The sequence below is a fragment of the Comamonas halotolerans genome (assembly GCF_030162935.1).
Taxonomy (GTDB): domain Bacteria; phylum Pseudomonadota; class Gammaproteobacteria; order Burkholderiales; family Burkholderiaceae_C; genus Comamonas; species Comamonas halotolerans.
Genome location: NZ_JASAUZ010000068.1, coordinates 1 through 231 on the forward strand (window position 1 = coordinate 1; position 231 = coordinate 231).

The window sequence follows — 231 nt, forward strand, 5'->3', positions numbered from 1 at the left end:
TAGTCACTGTGCGGGTGGACGGTCAATCGTATGCAGCCACCGATAACGGGGATGGCACCTGGACGGCCCAGGTGCCGGGCAATGTGCTGGCCAATGCCGTGACTCCCACGGTCACGGCCGAGGCGACGTTTGCTGATGCGGCGGGCAACGCCAGCGCACCGGTGACGGGTTCGCAAAGCTACACGGTGGATATCGCCGCTCCTGATACGTCGACCACCACGGTCAGCGTGT

Annotated in this window: 1 protein-coding gene; it reads left to right on the top strand. The window is 64.5% G+C overall.

Going from position 1 to position 231, the window contains the following annotated elements:
• On the top strand, positions 1 to 231 hold a 231-nt coding region (locus QEP11_RS17520; RefSeq protein ID WP_284337942.1), incomplete at both ends, for a hypothetical protein.